The 23,022-nt window shown below is 37.0% G+C and carries 23 protein-coding genes and 1 tRNA gene; 5 read left to right on the forward strand and 19 right to left on the reverse strand.

The features are described from left to right. Window positions 1-31 precede the first annotated feature (31 nt). From BGC7_RS16555 to BGC7_RS16565, 3 genes are read right to left on the reverse strand one after another with little or no spacing between them, the layout of a single operon-like run. Window positions 32-3,028 (reverse strand): tetratricopeptide repeat protein, encoded by a 2,997-nt coding sequence (locus BGC7_RS16555; protein WP_050702717.1) that lies wholly within the window; start codon window positions 3,026-3,028, stop codon window positions 32-34. Further along, complete coding sequence (locus BGC7_RS16560; protein ID WP_050702762.1) at window positions 3,025-3,546, reverse strand: NUDIX hydrolase; 522 nt, start codon at window positions 3,544-3,546, stop codon at window positions 3,025-3,027. Before BGC7_RS16560 ends, BGC7_RS16555 begins: the two co-directional genes overlap by 4 nt. 4 nt (window positions 3,547-3,550) lie before the next feature. After that, window positions 3,551-4,132 (reverse strand): DUF3109 family protein, encoded by a 582-nt coding sequence (locus BGC7_RS16565; protein WP_050702718.1) that lies wholly within the window; start codon window positions 4,130-4,132, stop codon window positions 3,551-3,553. Window positions 4,133-4,319: 187 nt separating this feature from the next. On the opposite strand from BGC7_RS16565, the gene BGC7_RS16570 reads away from it, so the two are divergent. The 3 genes from BGC7_RS16570 to BGC7_RS16580 all read left to right on the forward strand — a co-directional run bounded on the left by BGC7_RS16570 (window position 4,320) and on the right by BGC7_RS16580 (window position 6,147). Then, window positions 4,320-4,391 (forward strand) — tRNA-Arg (locus tag BGC7_RS16570). 167 nt (window positions 4,392-4,558) lie between these two features. Then, window positions 4,559-5,683: a tyrosine-type recombinase/integrase gene (locus BGC7_RS16575; RefSeq protein ID WP_050702719.1), complete on the forward strand. Its 1,125-nt coding sequence runs from the start codon at window positions 4,559-4,561 to the stop codon at window positions 5,681-5,683. A gap of 77 nt (window positions 5,684-5,760) precedes the next feature. Then, window positions 5,761-6,147, forward strand: a complete 387-nt coding sequence (locus BGC7_RS16580) for a hypothetical protein (RefSeq protein ID WP_050702720.1) — start codon at window positions 5,761-5,763, stop codon at window positions 6,145-6,147. A 53-nt stretch (window positions 6,148-6,200) separates the two neighbouring features. On the opposite strand, the gene BGC7_RS16585 is transcribed toward BGC7_RS16580, so the two are convergent. The 6 genes from BGC7_RS16585 to BGC7_RS16610 all read right to left on the reverse strand — a co-directional run bounded on the left by BGC7_RS16585 (window position 6,201) and on the right by BGC7_RS16610 (window position 11,422). Further along, entirely contained in the window at window positions 6,201-6,758 is a 558-nt protein-coding gene (locus tag BGC7_RS16585) for a hypothetical protein (RefSeq protein ID WP_157258764.1), read from the reverse strand. Window positions 6,759-7,002: 244 nt separating this feature from the next. Next, window positions 7,003-7,428 carry a D-Ala-D-Ala carboxypeptidase family metallohydrolase gene (locus BGC7_RS16590; RefSeq protein ID WP_050702722.1) on the reverse strand — a complete coding sequence of 142 codons (426 nt, stop codon included), beginning with the start codon at window positions 7,426-7,428 and terminating at the stop codon, window positions 7,003-7,005. Beyond that, the gene (locus BGC7_RS16595; RefSeq protein ID WP_050702723.1) at window positions 7,409-7,948 is read right to left on the reverse strand and encodes a phage holin family protein; all 540 of its coding nucleotides are present in this window, start codon (window positions 7,946-7,948) and stop codon (window positions 7,409-7,411) included. The genes BGC7_RS16590 and BGC7_RS16595 overlap by 20 nt, the downstream gene beginning before the upstream one ends. Next, window positions 7,926-8,270 carry a hypothetical protein gene (locus BGC7_RS16600; RefSeq protein ID WP_050702763.1) on the reverse strand — a complete coding sequence of 115 codons (345 nt, stop codon included), beginning with the start codon at window positions 8,268-8,270 and terminating at the stop codon, window positions 7,926-7,928. Before BGC7_RS16600 ends, BGC7_RS16595 begins: the two co-directional genes overlap by 23 nt. Window positions 8,271-8,283: 13 nt before the next feature. Beyond that, entirely contained in the window at window positions 8,284-10,608 is a 2,325-nt protein-coding gene (locus tag BGC7_RS16605) for a hypothetical protein (RefSeq protein WP_050702724.1), read from the reverse strand. A gap of 1 nt (window position 10,609) precedes the next feature. After that, window positions 10,610-11,422, reverse strand: a complete 813-nt coding sequence (locus BGC7_RS16610; protein ID WP_050702725.1) for a hypothetical protein — start codon at window positions 11,420-11,422, stop codon at window positions 10,610-10,612. Window positions 11,423-11,547: 125 nt separating this feature from the next. Between BGC7_RS16610 and BGC7_RS16615 the strand changes: the two genes are divergently transcribed. Continuing rightward, a complete protein-coding gene (locus tag BGC7_RS16615) occupies window positions 11,548-12,039 on the forward strand; it encodes a hypothetical protein (protein ID WP_050702726.1) in 492 nt (163 codons plus the stop codon). Window positions 12,040-12,057: 18 nt separating this feature from the next. Continuing rightward, window positions 12,058-12,351 (forward strand): hypothetical protein, encoded by a 294-nt coding sequence (locus BGC7_RS16620; RefSeq protein ID WP_050702727.1) that lies wholly within the window; start codon window positions 12,058-12,060, stop codon window positions 12,349-12,351. Here BGC7_RS16620 and BGC7_RS16625 read toward each other — a convergent pair whose 3' ends face one another. From BGC7_RS16625 to BGC7_RS16665, 10 genes are read right to left on the reverse strand one after another with little or no spacing between them, the layout of a single operon-like run. After that, a complete protein-coding gene (locus tag BGC7_RS16625; protein WP_050702728.1) occupies window positions 12,352-14,373 on the reverse strand; it encodes a hypothetical protein in 2,022 nt (673 codons plus the stop codon). Window positions 14,374-14,376: 3 nt separating this feature from the next. Further along, window positions 14,377-17,742: a hypothetical protein gene (locus tag BGC7_RS16630; protein WP_050702729.1), complete on the reverse strand. Its 3,366-nt coding sequence runs from the start codon at window positions 17,740-17,742 to the stop codon at window positions 14,377-14,379. Continuing rightward, complete coding sequence (locus BGC7_RS16635) at window positions 17,735-18,496, reverse strand: hypothetical protein (RefSeq protein ID WP_050702730.1); 762 nt, start codon at window positions 18,494-18,496, stop codon at window positions 17,735-17,737. The genes BGC7_RS16630 and BGC7_RS16635 overlap by 8 nt, the downstream gene beginning before the upstream one ends. A 30-nt stretch (window positions 18,497-18,526) precedes the next feature. After that, window positions 18,527-19,063, reverse strand: a complete 537-nt coding sequence (locus tag BGC7_RS16640; RefSeq protein WP_050702731.1) for a hypothetical protein — start codon at window positions 19,061-19,063, stop codon at window positions 18,527-18,529. A 21-nt stretch (window positions 19,064-19,084) separates the two neighbouring features. After that, window positions 19,085-19,300: a hypothetical protein gene (locus BGC7_RS16645; RefSeq protein ID WP_050702732.1), complete on the reverse strand. Its 216-nt coding sequence runs from the start codon at window positions 19,298-19,300 to the stop codon at window positions 19,085-19,087. Then, on the reverse strand, window positions 19,297-20,166 hold the full coding sequence (locus BGC7_RS16650; protein ID WP_050702733.1) for a hypothetical protein: 870 nt from the start codon (window positions 20,164-20,166) through the stop codon (window positions 19,297-19,299). The genes BGC7_RS16645 and BGC7_RS16650 overlap by 4 nt, the downstream gene beginning before the upstream one ends. Continuing rightward, a complete protein-coding gene (locus BGC7_RS16655; RefSeq protein ID WP_050702734.1) occupies window positions 20,163-20,813 on the reverse strand; it encodes a hypothetical protein in 651 nt (216 codons plus the stop codon). The genes BGC7_RS16650 and BGC7_RS16655 overlap by 4 nt, the downstream gene beginning before the upstream one ends. After that, window positions 20,810-21,367, reverse strand: coding sequence for a hypothetical protein (locus tag BGC7_RS16660; protein WP_050702735.1), 558 nt, complete (start codon window positions 21,365-21,367; stop codon window positions 20,810-20,812). Before BGC7_RS16660 ends, BGC7_RS16655 begins: the two co-directional genes overlap by 4 nt. Window positions 21,368-21,371: 4 nt before the next feature. After that, window positions 21,372-21,548 carry a hypothetical protein gene (locus BGC7_RS17995; RefSeq protein WP_157258765.1) on the reverse strand — a complete coding sequence of 59 codons (177 nt, stop codon included), beginning with the start codon at window positions 21,546-21,548 and terminating at the stop codon, window positions 21,372-21,374. A 28-nt stretch (window positions 21,549-21,576) separates the two neighbouring features. Next, a complete protein-coding gene (locus BGC7_RS16665; RefSeq protein WP_050702736.1) occupies window positions 21,577-23,022 on the reverse strand; it encodes a phage major capsid protein in 1,446 nt (481 codons plus the stop codon).

Below are 23,022 nucleotides of genomic sequence, written 5' to 3' on the forward strand. Positions count from 1 at the left end.
TTTGTACTTCAGATTATAATATCTACACTTCTTAATTCAACTTAGCAAGACGAGAAGAAATCATTTCTGCCAAATCCGCCTCAGATCCTTTATAGTTAGCCTGCAAGCTTTCTAAATACTGACGAGCTTGAAATTTATCTCCCTTAGCTGCATATACATCAGACAGTAAGACAACGGCTCTTGCCATCCAATATTCGTGAGGCGTTCCTTCTTTCATAAAGGCTTGTATTTGCTTCTCTGTCTTATCATATGCCTTCGACTGATAATATATATCGGCCAACAGATATTGAGATTCGGCACCAAATACATTGCGGGTATCTTTGGCTACAATCTGAAGATCGGCAATAGCCTTATCACCCTGTCCCAGATTCTTTAATGACTGACCACGATAGAAACGAGCCTCGTTGGCAACAGTAGTCGATAGCTTAGTATCTTCCAATATTTTATTGGCAGCAGTAACCACATCATTATCTTTTTTCATCAGATAAGCACATCTGAGCATACCCAGTCTGGCTACATTACGATTATCGCCACTAGCTGCTACCATATTCAGATGTTCATAAGCAGCATAGGCCGATTCATAATTTCTGCGATCAAATTCTATCCCCGAAGCATATATTAACGCATCATCGATATATTTAGGGTTGTTAGAGTTTATTACTTCTTTGAAATTGCTTAATGCCGAATCAAAATCTTTGATATCAAAAGCCATACTTCCCAGATAGAAATGTGCATCGCTGGCAAATACACCACGAGGATATGTGCGCAAATAACTGTTCAAAGCTGTTTTTGATTCCTCTTTCCTACCTTTCATATACACATTTTCGGCAGCAAGGTAAGTCAAAGAATCCTGACGGCTGGCAGAAAGCACAGTTCCTTTGCCCAAAGAGTTGACATACGAGGCATAAGAACCAATATCGTTTATGTCTTTATATACCCCCTCAAGACTCTCTATTGCTGTACGGGCTTCTTCCGAGTTCGGGTAATTACTGATTACATTCTTGTAGGCATTTATCGACTTCTGAGGATTGTTGGTATTGAAATATAACTGTCCCAATTGTATTCCTGCTTTTTGAGCCAAATTTGTACGTGGATAGTCTTGCAACAGTTTTTCGAGAACAGAAATGGCATCCTTCTCCTTATCTAGCATAACCAAAGCACGGCTCTTTTCGAACAAAGCATCATCGTAATACTGTGAATCGGGATACTTAGCCATCATATTATTAAGGGCTGAGATTTTCCCATTATAGTTACGTTGCAACCCTAGTACAAATGCTTTCTGAAATTCAGAATAATCGGCATTATTAGGATTTACCCGTGCCGCTTGAGAGTAAAAGCTCTCTGCTTCACTAAAATTTCGGTTGAATAAATAACAGTCTCCGATACGGTTGAGAGCATCGGGATAGTTCTGAGATTGACGATCTACTTCGGCTGAAATATATTTTCGGAAATTAGTCAGAGCCTTATTGTAATCTTTTTGCTGAAAGTTTGCATAGCCCAGATTGTACAATGCTAACGGATAGTTCTTTTGTGTAGGCGATACTTGAGCAATATAGGATGAGTAATCGCGTGCTGCCGTAGTATAGTCCCCTTTTCGGTAAGCGGTTTCTCCTCTCCAAAAATAGGCCTCGTTGCGTACTTCTGTGTTGTAACTTCCCAGATTGATTGTTGTATTGAAATCGCGAAGAGCATTATCGTAGCGTCCGTCGATAAATTCCTGCACTCCAATTTGGAACTGAATAATCTGTTTAGCATCCAGAATTTGTTTTCCGGGCGATTTTATACTATTTATTGCATTGAGAGCTGTAGTATAGTTTTTAGTAGACAATAGAGTAGTAGCCAATGCTCCATTCACGTCATCGGTATATTTAGATGCAGGATATTCTGTCAAAAATCGCTGCGAAGCTGTAATAGCTTGGCCGAAAGCAGAACCGCCGTCTTTGTTCATCAGCATCACATAATTATACAAAGCCTCTTCGCTAATTACCCTGTCGAACTGGCTACGTGCAGCAGCATCGAAAGCCATAATTGCATTGGGTGTATCACTGATCTTCAGATAAGACTGTCCGAGAAGCATATACCCGGCCTGACCAAGTTGATCGGAGGTGGATGCAACATTTTTCAAGGCTCCCACTGCCTTCGAATACAAACCTGTTTGATAATACGCTTCGGCTAGTTGGTACATATCTTCACGAAAGGGACTTTCTGTTTTTTCCAAATATCTTTCATAAGCAGTTATTGCACTACTGGTGTTGCCTAAGCGATAATAACTGTTCCCCAAGAGACGATAAACCTCCGCCGCATTATCGGTAGAAGGATAAGACGATAGGTAGTTTTGTCCTTCCGAAATTGTCTCATTCAAATCACCTTGCAAAAATGAGCTTTGAATAAGGAAGAATGTTGCTGTTTCTTTATATTCGCTTTTATTTTTCAATTTTCTGAAAATAGGTGTTGCCTGTGCATATTCACCATCCTGAAAATTAGCATAGGCCAAATAGTATGAGGCCGGCTCTCCATATTTATTACTATTACGGGTTAGTAAGCCAAACAATCTCTTAGCTTCGGCTCTATTGCCTTCTTGAAGATTTGCATAAGCAGCCCTATAACTATAATCTTCCTGCTCGTCTCCTACCAGATAATCTACATCCGATTTGGACAACCAATATAAGGCTTTCTTCCAGTCTTTTTTCACAAAGTGTGTTGAGCCAATAAAGAAATACAATTGGTTGCTATGATATGTTTCGGGATATTTCTCCAGATAGTCTTTCAGCAGATTGCCGACATTGCCTTTTCCTGTATAATACATGGAGCTTACAAGCATATAGTCTGCCTCGGGCATCAGTTTAGTATCTTTCGATTTTGTTTTAAATTCTTCGAGGGTATTCATTGCACCCACATAGTTTTTGTCCAAGAACATTTCTTTGCCTTGCGTAAACAGTCTTCCGGGTTGCTCCGTATAAACAGATTTCTGCGCATAAGCAAATTGCACACTTAATGCAATACTTAAAGCTACTAGCAATTTTTTCATATATTCATTTTTTGTATTTTCCTTACCACTTCTTTTACTGACAGTAGTCCAAACAAATCGGGATTGAGATCGGTTATTTTTATAAACTGAAGTTTTGCGACATCATCTTCTGCCTTAAACGTTGAAGCATCTGTTACTTTACACAGATATACCATATCTAAAGTATGCACTTCAAAGCCCGAATATACATATCGGTTTGGTATAGAGAACATGTATTTCACGTCTGTCACATCCATATTTGTTTCTTCTTTTACCTCTCGTATAACAGCTTCTTCACCCGTTTCGTTCATATCCACAAATCCGCCCGGCAAGTCAAGTGTACCTTTTACCGGTTCATGAGCACGGGTGGCAACAAGCAACTCTCTGTTTTCGTTAACAATAAGAGCTATTGTAGAAGAGCATGAATTGAAATAATATACAAATCCACAATCTTCACATCTCTTCGATTTGAAGTTATTCTCCACAAAACGGTCTGAACCACATTTAGGACAATATTTAAACTGAGCTAACGGATGCATAGTCTTACTTTTGTTTAGTGTTATTATATTCTTCGGCAACCAGAGACAACTCATTATACCAATTTTCTCCAAAACAACGAATCAAGGGTTCTTTAAGAAATTTGTATATGCTTAGTCCTTTTTCTTTTCCCAATACAAGGGCGGCGTCACATACCTGCCAACGATGATAATTCACCGCCGTAAAATCTTTATATTTATGCAAGCGTATAGGATATAAATGGCACGATACTGGTTTGTAGAAATCGACACGTCCTTCTCTATGAGCTTTTTCTATAGAGCATTTGCAGATGCCATTGTCGTCGTAATATGTAAAAACACAGTCTTTACCATTGACTATAGAAGTCACCATATCACCGTCCTCATCTTCGTAAGCAACACCTTGTGCCTCTATAACTTCTTGAGCCTTGGGAGATAAATCGGCCCAGACTTCCGGCAATAAATCTTCGATAATCTTAACTTCTTCCCTTTCGAGAGGAGCACCTGAGTCTCCCTCTACACAACATTCTCCTCTACATGCCGACAAGTTGCACAGGAATTTTTGTTCTATTACTTCCAACGAAACAACTGTATCTCCTATTTGAATCATTATAGTCTTTTTGATCTAAAAATTTTAACAAAGATAATCTTTTTTAAAAACTCATCTCTAATTAAGGTTCAGGCACAACACATATTAACACTATTTGATGAAAAATTCAATTGAATTTGACATGTTGTAGAAATTCTATTACTTTTGCATCCATAAAAACACCGTCACAGGACAGGACGGAATTTAAGGCGCAGTAGTTCAATGGATAGAATAGAAGTTTCCTAAACTTTAGATTCGGGTTCGATTCCCGGCTGTGCTACTTTAAAGCCCGCTAACAATGCGGGTTTTACTATATAAAAACCTAAATAACAGCATCTAACAAACCCTCAACAATCCAACACAATCCAAACTAATATTATAAAATCCATTCTATTTTCGGACATTATACGGACATTTATTATATTTGCTTATTAATTTGTCCGAAAAATGAATAATATCAGCCTCAGATTCCGCTTCGATAAAAGAAATGAAGCTTCAAAGACTAAACAAGGCCTACTTCACATAGAAGCGAGGGAGCTTGGAACCAATGATTGTGTACTTATATCCACAGGAATAAGATTGTATAAAAATCAATTTTCCGACAAAATGGGATTTACTTGTAAAAACCACGATATCGCAGATGCAATTACGAAACAGGCTACCGACCTATTTAATACAATCCATGAATATGCCATTTCCGATAAATGCAGAACTTTAAAAGATATAAAAGGCTGGAAATCGAAAGACAATAAACAGTTGCTAGTCCCATTTATAGAGGCTGAAATGAGGCTTCGTAACATGGAGTATAATACATTAAAGGCCCATGTTACACTTGTAAACAAATTGAACGAATTTAAAAGGATCAAGACGTTTGCAGACCTAACATATGTCAATATAACATCTTTCGACAAATACATGCGAGACAAAGGGATAGGCAACATTTCTATAAATAAAAACCATTCTCTATTGAATATGTATATCAAAATAGCCATAAATAAAGAACTAATAGCAAGATCTCCATACGATTTATTTATACCTCCAAAAGGGAAAAATAAAGAGCCGGTATTTTTAACAATAGATGAAGTTTACAAGATAAAAAAACTATCAGGGTTAAATGATAAACTTGAAAGGACAAGAGATTTATTCATTTTCCAATGCTTCACCGGAATGGCTTATGTCGATATGCAATCATTTTCAAAAAATGACATTCAGATAATAGACGAACAAGAAATAATAAGAAGCAGTAGGACAAAGACAGATGAGTCATTCATATTACTTTTTTTACCCGATGCTAAAATTATAGCGGAAAGATACAATTATAATTTACCTAAAATAAGTAATCAGAAGTACAATGATTATCTAAAGTTATTGATTGCTCATCCGGAAGTAAATATTAATAAGAAAGTCACCTCACATACTGCTAGGCACACTTTTGCAACATATTTACTTAACAAAGGAGTACCTCTTGAAACTGTATCTAAGACTTTAGGACATGCCAATATCAAACAAACTCAACTTTATGCCCGTTTGTTAGGAAAAAAAGTAATTGACGATATGAAAAAAATATTGTAAAATTGGTAAAATAGTTTATCTATACATTAAAGTAAATATTCGGAATAAACACTATTATTTATCAAAAGGAATATCAAATGGAAGAAATAGTAAAATTGTTGAGACTCTTAGAGGACCATGGTAGCGGAGTGAAAGGCTCTGACATTATCGGGCTGTATAAGATACCAGAAAAAACACTTGTATTGGCCAATAGGAAAGGGCTAATACAATTTTATAATATGTATTACAATAGCTATTGTAACTATTTCCATATGTCATTTCTTTGCCAAATAACTCAATCCGGATCAGATTATCTTATAACAGGTGGTGCAGAAGGCTTAATGAAGCGGGATGAAGAAAACAAGAAGATTTCAGAAGAGACGCTGCTAGTTTCAAAAAAGACGCTGCTAGTTTCATCTATTGCCGTTATAGTTTCAATTTTAGCTTTATTTACAACTATTGTCATTTATTTTTTAACTAAATAAAAAGCCGCCTATCTTCCCAGACAAGCGGATCCAAACAATCTTAACCTATATACCTAAAACTTATATTTTATTCCTATCAAATGCCCATTGCCTAAATTGCCTAAGCTTTTTTGATACTGATACTCAAATCCCAGATTATGATAGAATATACCACCTCCGACTCCAACATAATTAAGGGTAGAATAAGAGCCTGAAACAAAAGGCTGCCATACTTTAGTCTTATATATCGTTTGCCGTTCTATAACTGGAGTGAAATTATAATCTAAAGCCGATAGCCTGTTGAATTGTATAGTTGGAAATAACTCAAGCTTACCTTGTGTCTTGTTATCAAAGGCTACAAGGTTGTATGTTCGTTTCATCTCCCAATCTGCAATTATAGCTGCTGTATCTGCCGGAAGATTTACATACTTTACACTTCCTGTATCTCGATACTGTATGTTTGGTTTTTCTTCTTTTACCGGATCAAACTGATTCGGGCTAACAGATCCTGTTATAGTATTGCCCTTTATGTATTCTATTTTAGTGGATGTATCTATAGTTGATCTGCCGATAAAGAAACCGACAACTAAACAGATAATCATTGCTATAACTATGGCTGACGCTTGTTTCATAACGCTATATATTCTTTATTGCACTTCCTACATTTATACATTCTCATACTATGCTCATCCGGGATGTTATCTCCATGAAAATGAGAAAATCTTAATCTGCATCCGCATAACTCACACTTATAAGAAAACTTATTTCGAATCCATATTAACAGCTTCGGTATATATCGTTTCATTTTTATTTTATATTTTTGATAAGTTTAGTATAACTGAGATTAAAAGAGCCTTTGCAGAAATGCGGGGCTTTTTATGGTTTTGTTCCTTTACTGTATAATACTTGCTTCCTGTTATGTCCCGAATTATAAGACATGTGTAAGAAGTTGTTTCTTCCATCCTGATATAATATTGCCTGATCGAAGTCCAATCCACTTCTCAAAAGAGCTGCTAATAGTTTGCGAGGATCTTTCACCGATACATCAGCAGCCTGACCTTTCATGTGCTGTGATGTAGGTACACCTCCAACAGCCTTATTTACTTCCGGGCTTCTATATCCACTACTTATAATAAACGCTTCTCCATATGCCTCTCTTAACGGCTGTAAAAGTCGGTTGCATAACCTGAACAGATTGTCAGTCTGTTCGATGTTAGGCTCATTCTTCATGTTTCTTGCCTTCGCTGTATTGGAATGAGACATTTCTTCTAATGTGAAGTTCTTAGTTAATTGTGTTGCCATTGCTGTTATTGTTTATATATTCTTCAATATCTTTTACTTCTATATTTAATTTCTTTGCGACTTCGCTTTTCAGGACTTTCCATAAAAGTTTTATTACAGGTGTATCAGGTTTAATTATTAGTATATGACCAAATATGCTGACTGCTTCGGCTACTATAAGTACTGAAGATGCAAGTCTGAACATTATATCCCAATTGTCAGAAAGGGCTTTTTCCGCTATTACAACTATCGTTAGGATAGACATATATACAGCCAGTTTAATACATGTCTTGGTAAATCCTATGCTCATTGCAAATGATCCACGTTTTGCGCTCGATGCAATACCCCATATTAAGTCAAGAATAATAGCAGCCAAAACCAAATACACACACATCTCCCGTGTGTCACCAATCCATGTTACTAACCATGTAAGGATAAAGGCAATTAAACTTCCCGCCCATCCCCAAAGGGTTGATATTATCTTCTGTAACTTATCTATTACATTCGCTATCACTTGGCTAATTATTGGTAATAGTTCCATCGTTATATATATATTTCACCCAGCTATACCATTTACGGGTATTCAGGTAGTTTAAGTTATGTTGGTTACTGTATGCTTCACGCTCAAAAGAGATATTGTAATAGGCTTTTGCCTTATCCCTGTATTGAATCAGCCTGATAAGCCATTCGATAACATAGAACAGATAGAAGAATATCCAAAGCATTTCATTTCCCTGTCGGATGTGTATTGCTTCGTGATTGCTTTCTTCTTTGCCGAGTTCTCTCTTAGCGAATACCAACCCGAAGAGGGTTATAGCTAAATAACCCTTCGGAGGAATATATTTGTTGATAATTACTTTCATCTCTTTTATCATTTTATGCTTTTATCGCAGCTAAGAGGACTCCTATTGAATTAGTTACCATTTCTTTTTTGCCTCCTAACACAGGATGCGTATCATCTGTATAAACAGGATAACGCATGTCGAATGATTTCCCCGGATAAAAAGACGAAACCGTTTCGATCTGCCCGTTATATCCGTTGTATCTGTCAATACATAAACCCATGTCTCCGATAAATACATTTTCCATTTCTGAGAACATATCTAAGATATTTTGACGGATTAACAGAATATTATTATTCTTAAATGTTGATTTAGGCGAATCTAAACCTGTCATTGTCGTAAAATTCACGATAAACTTACATTCGGGATTATATGCTTTCATAAAATCTATAACTGATTTTATGTTATTTGCAGTAGATATCGCTGTCTGAATAGCTGTTGAACTAGCATCATTAAATCCTATCAGAAATGAAACGACATCGATTTGAGGTATTCCCGTTATAACATCGCCTGTTGTTGTATCGGCATATTTCGCCTTTGTCAGATAATTCGCAATGTCAATTTGGCTAGTAGTTTCGTTATAAAAAGGGTTTCCTGTATTTAGTGCCACAAAACGACCTGATGTTGTACCCCAATACCCCTCGTGATAGGCATTAAGATTTGGAGAGTATGGATCGCTGACACCTCCCTGAACTCCTGAAAAATGAGGTAATAAACTACCGGGTGTCAATATGTTTTTTAATGCATCGAGCCAATAATAAGCAAGATTATTCCCTTGTGTTATTGAATCACCGAGACAAATTACAGTTTTTGTAATGTTCAGTGTATTTTGAACGGTTCTTATTATAACATCTTTATTGGCTATAACCGTACCTGTTAACGAAAGAAGTTTGAAATTAACGGTCTGATCACCTCCTGCTGTCGGAGTAAAGTAGAAACGTTTATTTCTCACAGTACCGAAAGAGGATGTGATATGTATTTTAAGTGTAGGGTTGTTCATCGTGATATTTTCCAGATATATTGATTTTTCAACTCCCACAACTGCATAAATAATATTAGGTATTAACAGCCTGTTTATAGATATGATACTATTAATTGTCTTTATATCATATGCGTTATCTCTTATCTTATCAGAGAGCAATGATAATGTAGACAGGGTAAGTTCACCTTTATAGAAAACATTACATATGTTATTTAAAGAGCCGTATCTGATATATGCTGTATTCGAAGGTGTCGTAAAATCAAAGTTCTTTCCATCTCCTATAAGATCGGGCGTTTTGTTAGCAGATAATACAGAGATAAGATTAGAAAATCTATCAAAAAACTGTATAGCAGCCCATCCGTTAAGACTACCGTTATAATTGAATATTGCATTTGGCTTTATCGGTATAAATCTGTCATAGCATCTAGAACCACTATATCCCCCTATACCTCCAGTGTCATTTGTACAATAACCGAGAAGCAGCTCATACCCTTTAGGAGCTATATTAGACCCTGTAATAATTAATTTTTCTGTGCTATTTACTTCGTCTTTTATTTCTGTAAGATGAGTTGTTCTGCTAAATATAGTATTTACACTTGTAACCTTCCCATATCTAACTTTTGTAGCCCCCTGTGGAGCTATTATGCTTCTTTCAGGTACAGCGACATTCGTTGAAAATATTCCCGAAATAAAGCTGCTGTCATTATCGTTAGCATAGAATACAACAATACCCAGACCAACAGCAGACATATAGTTTTGAGCTGTAAATACCTGTCCGGGTATGCAGTCATATTTTTTATCAGAAACAACATAACTTGCAGACGCTGCAACAGTTTCGACCCCAGCAGAATTTATATACCTGTTTGAAACTACCGGAAACGTAAATGGAACTTTTAAATATACATTGTCAGCTTTCTTTTCATCCATCTGCTGCATGGATAGAGTAGAGCCGCCTTTGTCGGACTTGTCGTTGTCAAGTTGTTGCCCTGTGCCTTCATATCCCCCTGATGGCATTATATCAGCAGGGACAACGATTCCTGATACAAACTCCCACGTCCTTATATTTATATCTTCTGGATCCACTGTATATCGGTATATTCCGTTCAATAAAGGAGTAGGATCATTTGAGACACTAACTAGCTGATCTAACTTTATAGGTGTACCATCATTAGCTATAGGAGAATCTACATCGCCAACCATTTGAGCATAGGTTGCATATGATTTTCTTATACCTAATGAAGATTGTCCGGCTATCGCATTGGCCGCTGTCAGAATGGCTTCTCCTTCCATTATCTGGGTTACTGATTCTCTGCCTGTTGAGTTTCTTATTTTGTTTCCCCAGTTTATAAGGTCCTGTATCGTATTTCCTACTGCCATTTTAGTTGAATTTATTGTTAAATGCATTTATATGTATTCTGTTGGAGGTTCCGCTATATATACGATCCTCATCCGGCTGCTCTACATTCATTTTGAATACATACAGCGGATAATAAGTACCTAATTTTATAAGTTCAGGAATTGCAGATTCATTGCGGGTAGTTTCTATACCGTCTATAAGGATGTCAGATAATTTAAATATGGAATTTATCTTGTTTCCTACCCATTGCGGAACACCTCTTTTTGTACCTATGGTTAACGCTGATATTTCGTATGATTCAGCGGCTGTCTGGAAAGGTTCGAATCGTTGATCTCGAAATATCTCGTTTTCTACAGCCTGTACTCTGTCTCCGGGATAAAAACCGCCTTCTACACGAAAATTAAACCTCTTATCAACTCCATCCTCATCAATGAAGATAGTATCGTATTCATTCTTACGATGTGTATAATTTAAAAGAATAGTATCAGCGAGATCTTCCGGTTGAGCAATATAAAAAAACGTAGAAACCTCATCAACTTCATTAGTAAGCATAAAACTATATAATCCGGCTGTCTCTACTGAGAAAACTATTTCATAGAGAACTCTTCCATATATATCAGGTTCCAGATACAAAGCTGTTACCGGAACTATAACTTCATCACCTGACTTACTTATATATTTAGAGACAAATCCCCCCGAATCTCCTATAAACTGAATCCTTATTTCTTCTCTTATTGCATAACGCTGCATATAGCATACATCCTGATCGAATGACGCTTTCCAGTTCTCCTTCCTGCCAAGATATAAACTACTGAATTTTGAATTTATAATCATATGCCAATGCCATTTACACAAAGGTAAAAGGATGACATATCAGTAAACAGCCTCGCAAATAACTCGCAAATAACTTTTTATATATAGCGAAAAGTAATTACTTTTATAAAAAAATATCAGGTACTATGAAAAAAATACTCTTAATCATCTTTCTGGGTTCTTTCTTATTTTCGTGTTCCAGTTCAAATGATGAATCCAATACATTAATATCACACCAATTCAATGTTTATAATGATTATATAGAAGATGGTATAACGAATGTAATCATACAATGTAAAGATTTTTCATCTGGCGAGTTGATAGAAAAATTTACAATTGAGCAAATTAATTATAATTCGAAGTCTCAAACAATAACAACCAAAGGAAATAATATTGCTATCACCTATGAATATGTAGTGAATGGAATAATAAAAAAGGATTCTAGAAACGGTTTGTATTTTTCTGGTAATAATACGAAAACAATTAGTATTTCCGGACTAGCTGACAACTTAGGCTCAAATAATTCAGGAGGTAGCGGAGGAAGCCAAACATCATATACGTGTGGAGCTCGCACTAAGGATGGAGGTTATTGTAAAAGAAAAGTAAAAGGTGGCGGCCGGTGCTGGCAACATAAATAAATATATATATATAAACTTATGAAAAAAATACTCTTACTACTATTCATATTTCCTCTTTTCATTGCTTGCTCATCTGACGATGACGATAATAAATATTATTGGGAAGTGTATATTTCAAACAGAAGCGAATTGCACTGTTCCCCTAGCATATATTCAGAAATATTGGCAGGTTATCCAACGATAAGTCCTAAAACAACAGAAATAGATGTAAAAGGGCGCGTTGAACAAAGCAATAAAGATTGGAAATACCTCTATGATAAAGGTGAAATAGATTGCCTTCCTATAATTGCTTACAGGAAGGCAGATAAATAGCTATTTCTTTTTATACAACCTCCATGTTGTTTCCATTTCCCATGCAGGGTTTTTAGATATTTCTTCTATAAATCCCTCATAAACTTGCCCTTTGTATCTGAATCGCACTATTCCATTCACGTTTTCGCCCGATGGCAAATGCTGTATATTACGGCTTGCAATGTCATATATAGTAGGATCGAATAATCCTGATCCTTCGGGTATGTCATAGTTTTGGTCTATTCGTTGGCCGTCTATTATTATCTGAGCATTTGAATCACTGGCCGTAAATTCCATTCGGGCTGCACTTACCCCTAGCAGATCCTCATTTATCTTCATCAGGTTGTACGGGTTTAGGTTACCGTTAAATATGGTACTGCTTCCGGGATAATTACCCGAAAAAACGCTCGTTACTGTTTCGTATGTCGATGCGGCTTCTTTTACATTCACAAGAAACAAATCTTTATCCGATTTGTTATCGGTAGAATCTTTTCCCCTTTCCTGTGTCAGAAATTCTATTCCGTAACAGTCTGCTCTGTATGGGGAAATAAGCTCTAATACCTTATCTATGATGTTCAGGTCGGTTACATAATCATGTATGCCATTAAACTCGAAACGGCCGTTTACATTATCTATCTCTTTTCGATTATACCCTATCTTTAACCCCGGATACAGACGCTCTTCATCTACATACTCTCTAAGATCGGCGCACTCTCTTTCTCCAAGTTCCATAGCTGTCAGATCAGCCCTAAATCCCTTATGCCTTTTTCGTATATTCAGGTGTGTACCGTCTACATGCTGCTCATAGCCATATGCATTCATCCATGTCACAAAATCACGGTACGATGTATGCACTTTAGCCTCATTATCAGCCGTCACAGGTATTCCCCTTATGCTTTCTGCCGCCGATAACATTATCAGATTGTTACTATCTGTATTGAAATCTTCTATGTCGGATGTATAAATTCCCGTACTGTTTGTCATTCTGTCTACCATCGATTGCAATAGTACTTTAGGATCTATCATATCCACACTTACAGGCTTATATTTTGCATTATATTCTACTCTTATGGTTCCGTTTGCCTTAATCGCGACTATTTTAGGAAACGGTTCCTGATCATTCTTCAAATCCAACGCCAGAATAAGATAAAACCTGTTACCTCTATATGCCATAAATTTTTCTGTAGTTATCCATGATGTAGTATCTAATCCCGGTGTAATATCTTTATGGGGCGCAGAGATACTCCACGGATCAGACGTATCATAGTTTGTAGACAATATAAGCCGGGCTCTTCTGATGGAGGCGTGATGGGATGGATCGATATATGCCATGATCTCTGTCAGATTGATTATAAACGTAATCTCTACGGGATTTTCTAATTTATCGTTTACTTCCAGAAAATGAGAATCTGAATTAAAATCAGCCAATGAGGCTATTGTTCTTTCATATACAATATCCTTCACTGCTACTTCTGTAGATTCATAGCTTATACCAACAGTCTTATTATATATTCCTGAACTTTTGAAATTAAACCCAGACGAATTTGCAGCCCTTAACGAAATTGTATTCGCCATCATTATGCGCTCAAAATTCCATGTCTTTTCGGCTTTTAGCTCCGATACGGGAATATCATACACCATCTTGTTTTTTACTTTCAGGTAGTCATATAAGCTTACTCTTTTAGTATCTACCTTTATTATGTTGTCTGTTTTGCTATATGATATGAAATCGAGATTGAATATTTGCGGCTCATGGTATTGTTCTTCTACCCACGGCCAATCATTTTTCAGTAAATAAATATACATATCTCCCTGCGAACGGTGCCTGTAGGTTTCATATATGTTCTTTACCACATCATAAGCTTCAAGGGCAAACTCGAAAGGAAAGCTTATCTGGTGGAATATTCCCGATGTTCTGTCTCTTTTCAGTGTAAACTCTAGTTGTTTCCAGTTTTCTATACTTTTCAATGAAAAATCATATACTTCTCCATAGGCATGGAGTTCAAACTTAGCTCTTGGTGGCGTAATACTGTATTGTGACATAATTTAATTAAATATATTGTTTGTTAATCTATTATTTGATCCGTACTTATTGCCGGAATATATATTATTCAATCGTATGGCATTTATACCCCTGTTAATAGAATTAAGCTGATTATTGGCTTCTCTGGTATTGTGCCTCAACACATCATCATGAAGCAATATCATTTTGCCGCTATCATCATCGTAATACGATAAAGAAGGGTGAACCATCATTTCCGACATGGCTTTCTGGTAGTCAGGTAATACCTCCGTACCCTTTGGTAAATATGCGTATGTATCGGTTGCGGGTGTTTTCCAGATCTCTCCGGATGGGAATATTACCATCTCCGGTCTACCTCCGTCTCCGACACGGGCAAGCCCTCCGGGATGACTATCCGTACCTTTAGCGTAAGCCGGTATTTGTTGTGCTGCAATCATAGCTATCTGAGCCGCTACCATTCCGGCTACAATACCTGCCAGTATAGGCCCCAATATAGGCCCTGCGGTTAATGCTACGGCAAAGGCCTGAGCTCCGGCGATTGTTGTTTGTACTATAGAGTTGGCTTTGTTCCATATAGCTTGCTTACGCTGCATTTCTTTACGCTGCTCATCAAATTGTTTTTCTCTTTCCAGTTGGGTTTCTTCGAGTATGCGCTTACGGGCATCAGCTTCTTCTTCAGACATCAACCCAGCTTCTACATTTTCATCTATCATTTTCAATTTGTCCTCATAATATTCCTGCTCTCTCTTTTCCAATGCATCTATCGACTTTATTTGCTCATCATAATACATAGTCATGGAATCGAATACCATCCCCCACGTTTCCAATATGGACTTAGTGCGCTGATCGTCTAATATACGTTGTATTTTTTTAGACAGTTGTTCCAGAGCAGATGTTGCTCCTTCTGCACTGGACTCGAATTGGTCAATTTCATAGTCGGCTACTTCCTTGGCATGTTTTTTTCGCAATTCATTTATTTTATCTCTAATGTTTTGCTTTTCATCTTCACCTATATCAGTCAATTCCACAACTTTTTCCAGATAGCTTATTTCTTCTTCGTATGCCTGATTGTTATATTGACGAATAATCTGCAAGCGTTCTTTTTGGTAGTCCTCTGTTATCTTATTACGTTCTGTTTCGCTGTTTGCAGCTTTCATCGTTTGCTCGTAAACTTTTGCAGCCAATACCAAGTCTTTTTGTAACGATTCATTTATGGCGGCACTCCTTTTGCTCATAGCGCTTTCTGCATTCTTAATGAAGTCTTTTTCAAAGTCCTTTGCTATATCAAGTCTTAATTTGTTGGTTTCACGATCCAATTTCAAAATCTCCTCATCTGCCTTCTGGTTTATCTGATATATATGCTCTCTACCCTGATCTTCCGACAAGCCTAGTTCCTTCATTTGTTTATTTACAGTAGCTATCTGATTTTTACGCGTTATCTCTATAGACTCCTGTAGTCGCTGAGAATAGACATTCACTGCTGCAAGGCGACTTTCCATAGCTTCTGTTTCACTCGAAGCTATATCTTTATGCTTTTCAGCCTCTATTTGTATAGATTTGGCTTTGTTATCCTCTCTCAATTTAGCTTCTTCTTCAAGAAATTTCTTTTGTTTTTCAAGAAGAGACTCCTGTGCATCTTTCTCTTTTGTCAGAGCTTTAATCTTAATGCCAGCTGATTTTAAGGCTGCATCGGCCTCTGACTCTCTGGATGTCTTTAGATCAAAATATGCATCTCCGGCTTTACGTGACGCTTCTGCTTCTTTATCTAACGCTTCTGCTTCTTTATCTATGGCATTAGCCCTCTGATCTGCCATTTCTGTCACACCCGATCTGTCAAAACGGGTATCTCTCATAACGTCTGTAGAGTTTATAGTCCTGTTTCGGCGACCTTCTTCTGCTTCTTCCCTTTTTATACGGGCTTCTTCTTCTTTTTCTATTTGTTCTTTGTATTTTTTACTGGCTAACTCAGCAGCAGCGGACGCTTGTGCCCTCAACTTTAAAGATTCTATAAACCTGTCAGTATTCGTTACAAGTAAATTTTCAGCATCATTTACTGTCGTTATTGAAACTCCCAGCTCATCAAACGAGCTTTTATTATCTTTTATAAATTTTGTTTTTTCGGATAATGAATTACCTAACTTATTCCATTCTTCCTGAAGTGTCTTTATTTTTACTATTTGATTTCCTGTACTCGAACTTCCCTCTTGCATAGCTTTGTTGACATCCTTTTGCAACTCTATGGATGTTTTTACAGTACTGTTTGTTTTGAATAATCCTGCGGCCATTTTAAACAGTTCGGTTCCGTATTTAGATAATAGGGTAATACCTACCACTAATAATGTTTGCCATGACAAAAATCCCGATAAAACTTGCTTCCATACGGGTACCGTTTGCATTCCTTGTGCTTTCAGTTCCGTTACTTCCATGCGGGTTTTCTTTATTTCGTCCAATAGCATAGGGAAATTGTTGGATATAGCAAGAAAGAACGTATTGAAACCAATACTTAAAGCAGGCAACTCTCTTACTAATTGGTTTACCTGAACATTCAGCCCGTTCCATCCCTTTGCATAATTACCAACACTTAGAGTATGTTTTCCGGTAGCCTCTTGTAATTTACTCATTTGGGTATATACATCTAGAGCTGCTTTTTGCTTCTGTTTCAAAGCTTCTGAACTTTGAATTTCCGCTTCTGAATATCCGTTCAGTTCAGCCTTCATTATGTTATACTGAGCCGACAGCCTATTGTAACTTTCTATATTGGTATTAAGTACCTGTGTATTGTATTTTAGCAGGCTCTGTTCTTGTTTTATTTCTTGTTTTTGCTGTTGCTCCTGCTTTATTAGCTCAGCCTTCTTGTTCTTATAGTCCTCAATGGTCATTCCTCCGGATGCATACACCTTATCAAGATTTCTCATCTCTTGCTGGGTACCACTAAGCACACCTTTGAGGATCACAAGGTTTTTAGCCTGATCATCTATATTTTTTCGGGCTTCTTTAAACACCTCAGAACTATCATTCGCAGCTCGAGTCTGATTTTCTATCGCTTTTGCGGAATTGTTATACTCATTCCGTAAAGCCTCCATTGCTTTTACCTGATTACTGGTAGTCTGAGCATTTTCTTTGGCGGCCGCATCTATTTCTTTTCTTATCTTAATATTAGATTCGGTTACCTTGTTAAGTTCCTGCTCTACTTTTGTTTGACGCTCTATTAGTTTCGAAACATCGGTAAAGGAATTTCCGGCTTTATTTAATCCTGTCGATAATTCTTGTACTTGTCCCAAGAGCTTCTCCATTTCATCATAAGAAGAAATCAACTTTGTATTTAATGTATCTAAGCCTTTCAGCGCACTATCACTGACCAGCTGATCAATCATTTCTGTATTAGCCATGCTTATTTTTCCTCACTTTTAATTGATTTTGGTACTCATTGAACATATTTATATATTCAGCAAATTCAGCAACTGTCATCTCTTTGGCTTTCAGTTGCATTTTTATTGCTTCACAGGTAGATAACATCACAAGAAGTTTATTATAGTATCTACGTGTTGGCTTTTCTCCCTTACCGGAAGAAAGAGCATTATACCTCCCCTGAGCTTCTTTTAGCTTTGCTAATCTATTTTTTCTTTTTAGCAGTATCTTATCTACTAATTTCTTTAATTCTTCTTTGTTTTGAGGGATATAGCACTGTATGCCGTTCTTATTCAGATAGCCTATTGCTGTATCAAATTTGCCGCCTATTATAAGATTAAGAGACAGTTCATATCCTAATATGATATTTCGTTGATAATACAAAGATCCTATCACATCGGAATAGGCTTGCAGCTCTCCATTATTGGATATATCGGCAAAATCGGATATTAATTTAAACCGGGCATTCTCCAACTCTTCCAGTGTCGCATCTCCTTTTATGATCAGGCTTCTTATTTTATCTTCATTGCAGGTAATGTCAATATATACAGACAACGGGCATGTATATACGTCATACAATAAAGTATTCGATTGGTTGCCCGATTCGTCCGGATTTGATCCAGCATTCTTCACATTCGATATATCGCTTTCCTTCGATTTCGATAATGATTTGTGTTTTATTATCTTTTTGGGAAATAGTTTTCGCAAGTTCCCTGATCTTTTGATATCCCTCATTAGATATTGTTTTTTTACATGTTTTACAGCTCATTTTTTCGATAAGTGTTTTAAAATATTTAGCCATATCATAGGCCTGATCCAGTTGTCATAATAGAATTGACGAGATTGCGGGGCTAGTCCGTAAACTTTGCCGTATTTCTGTTCGATGTCACTTGCAGCCTTACCACTCGATCCTATTGTATAGTTGTCAAGGCTTACGGTTATGAAAAAATAGTTATAAAAGAAATTACCATTTACTATCAGATTGGGGGTGTTATAATCCTTCTTCGGGAAAAGCTGTACTTTTGTATAGCTTTTCATAGATTCGTGATCTTGCAGCATGCTAAATTTCATATAAAAGTATGTTCTAGCCTGCTCAAAAGTCTTAAAGTAAGGATCTGATAAATAACCGGGGGTTAATTCGTTTCCGGCTGTATCGCGTCCATATAGCAGCTGATCACGGTTCAGATCGAGTATAACATCTGATGTTTTATTCACCTCTTCTGATACAATGACCATTATTCCTTCCCCTTCATTTCCATAAAGTTGTTCGAATTGTCGTTTAAATCCTGCTATTGTCGCCATATCTATAAATATAAAAGGGTGCTATTCCGCACCCTTTTCGTTATTTTCCTTTTGCGGAAATGCTTCTTCCCATATCCTTTTCAGAACCTTCTTCAATTCCGTTTTACTTACATTTTCGTGTTTTTTTTGAACATCATCAAAGAATTCTTCTTTCTTGTCCGGGGTATATCTTTTCCGGATGCTTTCTATTGAAAAACCGATGGAGAAATTCCCGATTGTATAAACTGGCTGTTTCATGTCAGGTCAGTATATTCTTCTTCTCCCTCATACCCTTCTATATCGGCTGCATCAAGAACAGACGCATCTCCAATCATATATTTGCCTACAGGATCAAATGTCAATTCTCCGGCAGCATATGTCACAGTTGTAGGATTAGCACCTGTAGGATCTTTATATAAAGCCGCGGTTGCCAATGTTGCTCCGTATGTCTCTGTAAGGTCTTCGCCGGAACATGCAATAACAAACTTCGCCTTACCTGCTCCGCTTCTTTGCAATACGACTCCTGTAAGTCCTTCCACATCTCCAGTTAGAGCAATAGAAGCCATCGCATTTTCTTCATTTTCATAGTCAGCATCATAAAACACAGACAAAATGATTGCCCCGGTCTGAGAACCTGTATTATCACGCTTTGTTCTCCATAATTTAGCAAGAAAGCCTCTGAAATGATCTTTACCTTCTATTGTTGCTATTGTACCGTATGCAATCTTGTTTTTGTCTACGGGAAATAGCCGTATTTGCTTTCCGTTAAGCTTTCCCAATTCCTTGAATAAACAAAGCCCTCCCTCGTTGATTATGTAATCCACTCGCTTAGCATTGATACCGATAGGTGTTTCAGGGCCGAATCCTTCTTGTGATGTTCTTACATCTCCTCCGGTCGGCTGGTAGTCTGTGATACCTCCGAGCAATGGAGTAATGCGATCCGCTCCTAAAGCAATAATGCCTGCCTGAATAGCTGCATTGAATAGTGTTTCATCCAAAGGATAGTATTTCCCTTTGTCATGGATAATAAATCCATGGGGTGTACCCTCAAACATGGAACATTCACCCACTCTTGTATGTGCTTTCTTGTTGCCTTTACATAGGCTTGCTATAAATCCACTCATTTTATTAAGTTTTTAATTTCATCTGTTACTTTTTCGCTTTCTTCTGTTATTACATTACTTTTAGCCGTACAAATGTTATTCAAGGCCTTTAGTGTAAAATTTGGCAACTCTATAGCATCTATAAAATCACCATACTGAATTCTTATAATCGAGTTTAAAGTGTTACCCGTTGTTGGTATATATGCACTCGAATAAGGATATCTCCCTGTTGGCTTCTGAAAGAAAGAACTTAATTCTATTTGCCGTATCAGCTCTTCTTCTATAGGTCGCAAAACCAACTTATAAACCTGTGATTCGCGTTTCTGGGTAGTCCATTCTGACAACACAGGAGCTACTATTGCAAGGTTGTATCGAATAAGAGTTATACCCGGATTAAAATTATGTTCCTGATAGATACCCTGATAGCTCAATATTGCAGGAAATTTCAACTTACTACCATTTATAGAGTCTTTTCCAAGGGCCTTAAACACTTGTGATATTTCTTGCATAGTTCCCGGAAAATGCCATAAATGGAGCTTATTTTCATTTATCAACGAAAGCCAGTAATAATACTCCTTTATTCCATCAATGAATTGTTGGTTCTTATTAAGGGCTTGTGATGTCCTGTAAATAAGACTTCCCATTATTTCATTTGCCGTTGCTTTCATAGTCCGAACGTATTTATATTACGGGTTATGCTGCACACATTGCGCCCTGTATAACATCCTGCATATTCTTTATAATCCTCAATATGATTACAGAACCATTTATCAATATCGAATGTCATATCTACCATATCATTCCATGCCTTAACCATCTTATAGTTATTATTTGCATTTATGGCATTATCAAATGTAGGATCTGCTTCTCCGGCTTGAGTTGTTTTTGTACGGGCATCCCTTATTAGCCAATAATAAACATAGTTGGCCAATGGGGATGCTTTATATGGTACTGTTACAATAAGTAACTGATCCCTTAGATTTGTCCATATTTCATCGGGTGAAGATTCAGATATTTCTTTCAAAAAGATTATGGTAAGTTCACGTCCAAACAGGCGGGTTAGATAGTCTATAACATACTTATCTATAAATATGTCAATATTATTTTCACCTACAGTCTGCAATGCTAACTCAACGCCACTACTAGCCGTTCCCGATGGTGATACCGGTATGTTAGGTAGAGATAATTCCCCGATGAAATATGTATTATCTATAAGGATCATTTTACTATTTTTTAGGAGATTCTTTTGTAGCTTTACCAGCCGCTATCAGTTTATCTGCTAATACCTGATGAACTTTTATTTCTTCCCCTTTTTTGTAGTGTCTGCTTTTATCTGTAGCATAAACTGTTACCTTTTCGTTCAGCTTGATCACTTCCCCTTTTTTATCTGTATCTTTTGACATAATATTCTAATTATATGTTTATAAATTGTTACGCTGCATCCGATGGAGCATCAATTGCAGTTTTCACTGTTGCAAATGATTCATATATTACGGATCCTGCATCTATAGAGTTTTGATAGGAGTGCAATCTCATTTCAGCAATTACCGTTACAAGGTTCTTGCGAAAATCGTCATTCTCCCAGCCAAATTCGAGACGGAAGTCTTCATAAACACGAACCATCCATTTTGCAGTATCCATCAGCAAGAAATTACCTGCGGGAATCTCAGTCGTTTCAATTATTCTAAGGCTTCTTAATATCCCTTCCAATTCTATCTTGATATAGTTTCCGGTAGTTGATTTTGTCAAATCCATTACAGCGGAATCAGTAGGATTTAGAAACACAACGTTTGGCTTGTAATTGAGTAGTCTCATTTGAAGCATAGCCGCACGGATAGCATCGGCATTGTTAGCCATAAATATTTTTCCATCTAATCCCGTTCCTATATACCCCCCTGCGTTTGTTATAATACCAGCCGGATCCGTTGTTCCTCCAGTACCGTTCAAAAGCTTATTATCTAACACTTGATAAAGATCCCTATTCAAAAGCAGTCTTATTTCGGATTCCATATATTCGAAATCCTGCAACATTTCTGTTGATACCTTTGTTGATACAGCTATCTTCTTCGCTGTTGAGGATTCTTCATCGTATTCCCAATCCATAAGGGGTTTTAGTGTACCTTCTGCTATGAATGCTGCACCTCCCTCTTTATTTATACGATTAATCCAAATTATAGTTCTGGATGAAGTCATTCCCTTTAATAGGGTTGTTAGGATAACCGGTTGTTCGAATGGAGATTCTTGTATTCCCGGAACAACTTCATAACTTAAGGCATGAGGTGCATTAGTCGCATTTGCAGTAGTTATTACGGCGGCTGCTTTTATTTCCATACCCTCTGCTTTACCGGCTTTCATCTGAGATTTGAAAGAATCTGAGCCTAAAAAATCGGTTAATTGTTTTTTAAATGTTTCTCCGCTAGGGCTTCCTTTGTCTTTAATCTTTTTTATTTCCAAGCCCTGATCTTTCAACGCTTTTTCTAATTTACCGAGTGTATCTTTATTGATACCATAATCTTCAACAAAATGCTCGAAGGCCTTCTTTACTTTCTCATTTAATTCAGGGCCATCTAATAATCCTTTCTGATGCTGGTCTAATTGATCTCCCAAATGTTTGGCCAGCGACTCCAAACCTTTCTCTTCATTCTCACTCAATCCCAATTCTTTTGGTACCACAAACGCCAAAGGAGCAGCCATTGCCACGCCCATCACGGTGCCGCCTACCTTAGATATTGTATTGTCTGAACTAAAGGCTGACCCTGCATACAATATGCCCACAAATAGCAACATTATGATTGCAAAGCCTTTCATTTTCAACAGCCGACTGCATCTGCGCCCGTACAGACTGTTTTGTTTTGCTTTCTTAAAAATCTCTTTCAT

The organism is Dysgonomonas sp. BGC7 (genome assembly GCF_001261735.1).
Classification (GTDB): Bacteria; Bacteroidota; Bacteroidia; order Bacteroidales; family Dysgonomonadaceae; genus Dysgonomonas.